The sequence below is a fragment of the Microbulbifer sp. MKSA007 genome (assembly GCA_032615215.1).
In the GTDB taxonomy this organism is placed as follows: Bacteria; Pseudomonadota; Gammaproteobacteria; order Pseudomonadales; family Cellvibrionaceae; genus Microbulbifer.
This window is the reverse complement of record CP128433.1, coordinates 5,097,435-5,105,000: the sequence shown is the minus strand read 5'-3', so window position 1 is coordinate 5,105,000 and position 7,566 is coordinate 5,097,435. Positions and strand designations below refer to the sequence as shown.

General features: G+C 48.1%; 4 protein-coding genes and 2 rRNA genes (1 of these 6 cut by a window edge). 4 read left to right on the top strand and 2 right to left on the bottom strand.

Features of this window, described 5'->3' with window-relative positions; genetic code table 11:
• The 3 genes from QT397_25680 to QT397_25670 all read left to right on the top strand — a co-directional run.
• Nucleotides 1-2,013: ribosomal RNA gene (locus QT397_25680) — 23S ribosomal RNA — on the top strand (it extends 869 nt beyond the left edge of the window).
• A gap of 203 nt (nucleotides 2,014-2,216) precedes the next feature.
• A 5S ribosomal RNA gene (gene rrf, locus QT397_25675) occupies nucleotides 2,217-2,332 on the top strand.
• A gap of 815 nt (nucleotides 2,333-3,147) precedes the next feature.
• Complete coding sequence (locus tag QT397_25670; GenBank protein WNZ56187.1) at nucleotides 3,148-4,140, top strand: YncE family protein; 993 nt, start codon at nucleotides 3,148-3,150, stop codon at nucleotides 4,138-4,140.
• 32 nt (nucleotides 4,141-4,172) lie between these two features.
• On the opposite strand, the gene QT397_25665 is transcribed toward QT397_25670, so the two are convergent.
• A complete protein-coding gene (locus tag QT397_25665) occupies nucleotides 4,173-4,703 on the bottom strand; it encodes a GNAT family protein (GenBank protein WNZ56186.1) in 531 nt (176 codons plus the stop codon).
• Nucleotides 4,704-4,812: 109 nt separating this feature from the next.
• Complete coding sequence (gene dtd, locus QT397_25660) at nucleotides 4,813-5,250, bottom strand: D-aminoacyl-tRNA deacylase (GenBank protein WNZ56185.1); 438 nt, start codon at nucleotides 5,248-5,250, stop codon at nucleotides 4,813-4,815.
• Nucleotides 5,251-5,337: 87 nt separating this feature from the next.
• Here dtd and QT397_25655 point away from each other — a divergent pair, with 87 nt between their 5' ends.
• Entirely contained in the window at nucleotides 5,338-7,446 is a 2,109-nt protein-coding gene (locus tag QT397_25655) for a prolyl oligopeptidase family serine peptidase (protein WNZ56184.1), read from the top strand.
• Nucleotides 7,447-7,566: the final 120 nt, after the last annotated feature.

Here is a 7,566-nt window from a genome sequence, read left to right as displayed (position 1 = left end):
TCCCGACTTACCAACCCCATGCAAACTCCGAATACCGAGGAGTGCAATCGCGGGAGACACACGGCGGGTGCTAACGTCCGTCGTGGAAAGGGAAACAACCCAGACCGCCAGCTAAGGTCCCAAATATCAGTTAAGTGGGAAACGATGTGGGAAGGCCCAGACAGCTAGGAGGTTGGCTTAGAAGCAGCCATCCTTTAAAGAAAGCGTAATAGCTCACTAGTCGAGTCGGCCTGCGCGGAAGATATACCGGGGCTCAAACTGATAACCGAAGCTGCGGATGCTCTTAGGAGCATGGTAGAGGAGCGTTGTGTAAGCCGTTGAAGGTGGATCGGGAGGTCTGCTGGAGGTATCACAAGTGCGAATGCTGACATGAGTAACGATAAGGGAGGTGAAAAACCTCCCCGCCGGAAGACCAAGGGTTCCTGTCCAACGCTAATCGGGACAGGGTTAGTCGACCCCTAAGGCGAGGGCGAAAGCCGTAGTCGATGGGAAACAGGTTAATATTCCTGTACTCGCTATTACTGCGACGGAGTGACGGAGAAGGCTAGGCCGGCATGGCGATTGGTTGTCCATGTTTAAGGTTGTAGGCTGGGGACTTAGGCAAATCCGGGTCCCTAAGGCTGAGAACTGATGACGAAGCCCACTTAGTGGGTGAAGTGGTTGATGCCCTGCTTCCAGGAAAAACTTCTAAGCTTCAGGTAATAGTGAATCGTACTCTAAACCGACACAGGTGGTCAGGTAGAGAATACCAAGGCGCTTGAGAGAACTCTGGTGAAGGAACTAGGCAAAATGGTACCGTAACTTCGGGAGAAGGTACGCCGGTTTTGGTGATGGGACTTGCTCCCTAAGCTGAGGCCGGTCGAAGTGACCAGGTGGCTGCGACTGTTTATTAAAAACATAGCACTCTGCAAACTCGTAAGAGGACGTATAGGGTGTGACGCCTGCCCGGTGCCGGAAGGTTAATTGATGGGGTTAGCTTCGGCGAAGCTCTTGATCGAAGCCCCGGTAAACGGCGGCCGTAACTATAACGGTCCTAAGGTAGCGAAATTCCTTGTCGGGTAAGTTCCGACCTGCACGAATGGCGTAACGATGGCCACGCTGTCTCCACCAGAGACTCAGTGAAATTGAAATCGCTGTTAAGATGCAGTGTACCCGCGGCTAGACGGAAAGACCCCGTGAACCTTTACTACAGCTTTGCACTGAACTTTGAGCCTATTTGTGTAGGATAGGTGGGAGGCTTTGAAGCAGCGACGCTAGTTGTTGTGGAGCCGTCCTTGAAATACCACCCTGGTATGTTTGAGGTTCTAACTCTGGTCCGTTATCCGGATCGAGGACAGTGTATGGTGGGTAGTTTGACTGGGGCGGTCTCCTCCCAAAGAGTAACGGAGGAGTACGAAGGTGCACTCAGCATGGTCGGAAATCATGCAATGAGCATAATGGTATAAGTGCGCTTGACTGCGAGACAGACATGTCGAGCAGGTACGAAAGTAGGTCATAGTGATCCGGTGGTTCTGTATGGAAGGGCCATCGCTCAACGGATAAAAGGTACTCCGGGGATAACAGGCTGATACCGCCCAAGAGTTCACATCGACGGCGGTGTTTGGCACCTCGATGTCGGCTCATCACATCCTGGGGCTGAAGCCGGTCCCAAGGGTATGGCTGTTCGCCATTTAAAGTGGTACGCGAGCTGGGTTTAGAACGTCGTGAGACAGTTCGGTCCCTATCTGCCGTGGGCGTTGGAGATTTGAGAAGAGTTGCTCCTAGTACGAGAGGACCGGAGTGAACGAACCTCTGGTGTTCCGGTTGTCACGCCAGTGGCATTGCCGGGTAGCTATGTTCGGACGGGATAACCGCTGAAAGCATCTAAGCGGGAAGCCTCCTTCAAGATAAGATCTCCCTGAGGCCTTGAGCCTCCTGAAGGGCCGTGGAAGACTACCACGTTGATAGGCTGGGTGTGGAAGCGTTGTGAGGCGTTGAGCTAACCAGTACTAATTGCCCGTGCGGCTTGACCATACAACAGAGATGGTTACTAACGACTAGCTAAGCTAGCGGATTGTGAGTTAGAGACATACGATCGCTTGCGGTGTATTACTACAGATTGTTTTACCGACTTATTTGGGGTTATCGCCGGTCAATAACATGACCGAGGCAAACAGCGATAACGCGGCAGGCCAAGCACATTGCTTATAAGACCAACGCCAACCCAAGCCAGTTTGCCTGACGACAATAGAGTTGTGGAACCACCTGATCCCTTGCCGAACTCAGAAGTGAAACGCAACATCGCCGATGGTAGTGTGGGGCTTCCCCATGTGAGAGTAGGTCATCGTCAGGCTTCTAATCCGAAAGGGCCACCCAACAGGGTGGCCCTTTTTTTATGGCTAAAAATATTTTAAAGAAGCAAAAAACAAAAGCTAAAAACTAAGAAAGGGAAGGAAGAGAGGGAAAGCAGAAAATACTTAGTAAAAATTAAATAGAAAAAATAAAAGTAATTCTGAAAAACTTTAATGCTCAACTTTCTATTTAAAAGTCAGTCAGTAAATAAATAAGAAAAAGCTAAAATTACCTGAGCACCTTAAACAGACGCTCTCCTAAAAAGCCTATAAAAATAGGTCTTTACTGATCTTCTCTCCAAACGCCTTTGCACTCACACAAAAAATAATCCAACAAAAATAACTCGCGTAAAACTCAGAAAAGTACCCATACCACTCCCGCCAAAAATTAAAATTAGCCGGTAAAAATATCGGTGATTTTTTAGTCTCTGCAGTAATCCCCTGTAACCACGGGGCCTGCAGCTCGTTTATTAAAGTTATGCACAACTCTATCCAGACTTTCTGTTAGTAACGTTCTGGTCTTACTTTTAGTGGATAACCTGACACTTTTTTCGTTGGTTTTTTAATCGAATTATTTCATTGCACGAAATTAAAGGCTTCCAGACCTCTATCCAAAAGTTATGCACAGTACTATCCAAGAATTCTGTTAGTAACATCCCTGTAATGAAGAAAACATCTAAAGAATTCTATTTTTACGATCTATTATCCAGTGTTTCAGTGGATAACCAGGGCTGACTTTTCAGTTCTAAAAGGCTCGCTGGGATGTGCTGTTAAGGAAGCATTCTACTAGCGACAAATTCCTCCGAGAGGCTTGCTAATGAGATTTCTACTTTTAATTTCCATGTCATTAGTACTTTTAGCTGCTGGATCGCTAAGGGCGCAGACGTTGGTAGTAGGAAATAAATATGAGGGCACGGTGAGTTTTATTGACCTGGCTTCCGGCCAAGAGGTTAAGAAACCGGAAACTGGAGGTTCGCCCCATGAATTAATAGTGTCGCCGGATAAATCTAAAGTGGTGGTAGTTTCTTACCTTGAAGATGGTTACGTGGGAGAAGAGCTGAATGTATTCGATATCGCGAGCGGTAAGCGCCTGAAAAGAATTGATATCAGTCCACACAAAGGCCCTCACGGTATCGCTTGGCTGGGCGACAGCAATAATGTGATTGTTACGACAGAAGAAACCAGCGACGTGATAAAGGTGGATGTGGCTGAAGGAAAAGTATTGGGCGTTGCCCGTACTGATCAGGTAGGTAGCCATATGCTTGCACTATCACCTGATCTGAAGACCGCCTACGTTACTAGCCGGGGGTCGGATACGTTCAGTGTAATTGATACAGAGACTATGGAATTGAAATCTACAATACCGGCAGGGGATGGGCCGGAGGCGGTGTGGGTAAGCCCCGATAATAGCGAGCTATGGATAGGAAATAATCAGTCAGAAAATATCTTTATTTTCGATACTGAAACGTTAAAGCAAAAAGAAACGATAGATGTTGGTTTTCTGCCTATCCGAATCAGGTTTCACCCTGATGGCGAAGTGGTAGCTGTAGCAGACTTAAATGGTAATCGTATACTGGTGTATGACGCCAAGACCCGTAAACGGTTACATGAGATTGATGTCGGCAGCGCAGGGGCCAGACAGCCAGCATCGCTATTTTTCTCTCCGGACGGAAAGTTTTTGTTTGCCGGTTCTCAGAGAGACGGAAAAGTTGTTGAAATAGATACCGCAACTTGGAAAGTTAAGCGTATATTTAATGCGGGACAAGGGTCAGATGGTATTGAGTGGAGTCCAGTAAATATTCAGCAATAAATATTCCTGTACTCCACAGTTAAAATAATGAATCAGGTAGGAACTGTGTAGATTTTCAAGTCCTGGAATATTCCATCAATCGAATAATAATTTGGAATAGTTTCACTATGCACTCCACCTACGCGTTCTGCTACGGCTATGCTGGCACTGTTTTCAGATAAGCAGTGAATTTTCAACGCTTGAATATCGTGCAGATCTTTCAAGTAGCTAGATATTTTATTTACGATTCGAGTTACGATTCCATTGCCATGGCAGCTTTTACATAACCAATACCCTATTTCTGCATTTTGTTTTTTAAGGTCAATTTCCTTGATACCAAAGATCCCGACTACCTTGTCCGAATAGTGGATCTTGTACCAGGATGCTCCGAAACTATTGCTAAATACTCTGTCGGCAATATATTTTTCTGTGGTTGGGAGGTCGACAACAAGCTTTGCCCAATAGAGATATTTCTCTAGCAGTGGTCTGTTATTTTCAATTAAGGTAAAGATGATTTGTGTGTCACTATCCAAAAGTGGATCGAGTTTGATATCACTGTTTACTACTATAGGCTTCTTAGTCATCCTTTTGCCTCTCCATTTTTTAGCGATATTTTTTAGTCATTAGCAACCTAACCAACTGGTAGAGTTTTCCTGATTAGGTGAAACAACAGAAAGAGCCTGTGGAATGTCTCTAGGTTTCCAGCATAAAAGTTACCGGGCCGTCATTGACTAGTGAAACCTGCATATCCGCTGCAAATATTCCAGTGGCCACTGGCGTAAATTGGGCTTTGGAACTTTTAACGAAATAGTTGTAGAGCTCCTCCGCGTATTCTGGTGATGCGCCGCGACTAAAGCTCGGGCGTAAACCTCTATCAGTTTCGGCAACTAGTGTGAACTGACTGACAATCAGGAGCCCACCTCCCGCCTTTTGGAGGTTGAGATTCATACGCCCTTTATCATCGGGAAAAATACGGTAATTCAGGACTTTGTGCAGCAGCTTATCTGCACTATCAGTAGTGTCCTGGGCTTCGATACCTAGCAGCAGGAGGATACCTTTATCTATGGCCCCAACGGCCTCTCCCGCTACATTAACCTGGGCATGGCTTACCCTTTGGATCAATCCTTTCATCTCACTTCTCTCTGCTGCTCTGGAACCGATCGTCTAAATCGCCTAGATTAGCGGACTGTTCCCAGTAGAGAAACCGAGAATAACGGTATGAAGAGACAGCTAGTGGCACTGGTTGCCGGTGCACTTGCTGCGGTGAGTGTTCACGCAGCTGATAGCTATCCGGATAGTAAGCCGGGTGCTCAAATTGATGAATATTTTGGTCAAAAGGTGGCTGACCCCTATCGCTGGATGGAAAAAATGTCCAGTGATGAGGTAAAGAGTTGGGTGGCCAAACAGAATGACCATTCATTACCGCGTTTGAAGGACCTGCCCGGGTGGCAGAAAATCAATGACCGGCTTGCAGAACTATGGCGCTACGAGCGCTACGGTGTTCCGTACAAGAAGGGCGATAGCTATTACTACAGCTACAACACCGGTGATTGGGATCAGAATGTTTTCTATAAGGCTTCTAGCCTGTCTGCTGAGGGCGATACGGTCTTAGATCCACGTACCCTAAGTGAAGATGGCACTATTGCTGCCAAGCGCCTCAAAGTCAGTCCAAAGGGCCGCTATCTGGCTTACGGTATCTCGGATGGTGGCACTGACTGGACCGACTATCGTATTCGCGACCTAAAGACAGGCAAGGATCTGAAGGAACAACTGACTGGTATCAAGTTTAGTGATGCCAGTTGGGCGCCGGATGAGTCCGGTTTTTACTATAGCCGGTACCCGTTTAACAGAGATGGCACGGCGGATGATAGTAAACAGGTAGCCGTCTATTTTCACCGACTGGGAGATGCCCAGGAGAGTGATCAACTGGTCTATGAAATTACCGATCATCCCACCCGGAACCCGGGCGCGACGGTGAGTGACGATGGCAACTATCTCCTGTTTGGCATCTTCGACGGCTATGACTCGAACGGCTTTTACTATCGCGATTTACGCGATGAAAGCGGCAAGGTAGTTAAGCTTCTGGATGACTGGGATGGCCTATACCAGTATCTCGGAAATAAAGGGAGCACCTTTTACTTTGAGACCAGTGCGGGGGCGCCGCTGGGCCGTGTAATCGCTATTGATCTGAATAAGCCGCAACGCAAACACTGGCGCGATCTGGTGCCGGAGACGACTAGTGCCCTGCAGAGTGCCAGTTATATCGGTGATCGCTTTGTGCTTCACTACCTGGAGGATGCAAAATCGCGAGTGCTGGTGACCGATACTAACGGTAAGAAACAGTACGAGCTGAAGCTGCCAGGGGTGGGCTCAGTGAAGGGGTTTTATGGTGAGCCGAATGAAGTTGAGACCTTCTACGCTTTCTCTAATTTTATTACCCCGCCGAGTATCTACCACCTGAATGTACAGACTGGTGAAACCAAACTGTTCAAGCAGCCAAAATATGCAGCAGACTTTTCCGATCTGACTGTGAGTCAGCATTTCTATAAGAGTAAGGACGGTACCCGGGTGCCTCTATTCCTCGTGCATAAGAAGGGAATGAAGCGAGATGGCTCCAACCCGACGCTGCTTTATGGATATGGTGGTTTTAACTCCGCTCAGTTACCGCGCTTCTACAACCGCTTTGTCGGTTGGTTGGATATGGGCGGCACCCTGGCACTGGCCAACTTGCGCGGTGGTAGCGAGTACGGCAATGCTTGGCACCAGGCGGGTACCAAGACGCAAAAGCAAAATGTCTTCGATGATTTTATCGCTGCAGCTGAGTGGCTGATCGAGGAGAAAGTCACTTCTCCTGAAAAGCTTGCTATTAGTGGCCGCTCCAATGGTGGACTATTGGCGGGGGCAACGCTGGTACAACGACCGGATTTATTTGCGGCGGCATTACCGGTAGTCGGTGTCCTGGATATGCTGCGATATCATACCGCTTCCGCTAATGCCCGGCAGTGGTCGAGCGATTATGGGCTTAGTGAAAATCGCGATGAGTTCAAAGCGCTGCATGCCTATTCTCCGGTCCACAACACCCGTGAGGGCACCTGCTATCCGGCCACGCTAATCACCACTGCCGATCGCGATGATCGAGTGGTTCCCTGGCACAGCTACAAATTTGCGGCAGCCCTACAAAGAGATCAGGGCTGTGACAAACCGGTCTGGCTTGCCGTGGAAACTCGGGCTGGGCACGGTGCAGGCAAGCCGGTATGGATGCAGGTGGAAGACTTCGCCAATCAGTGGAGCTTCCTTGCCTACCAGCTGGGCATGAAAATCGAGTAGCCTTTTCAACTAACCCAACAAAAGTAATAGCGGGATCAATCAAAAAAACTCCCAGTAGGACGATTGTAGATAGGGTTTAGTTTTGGGGCGGTGTCACTAGTGAAGTTAGTGTGCCGCCCA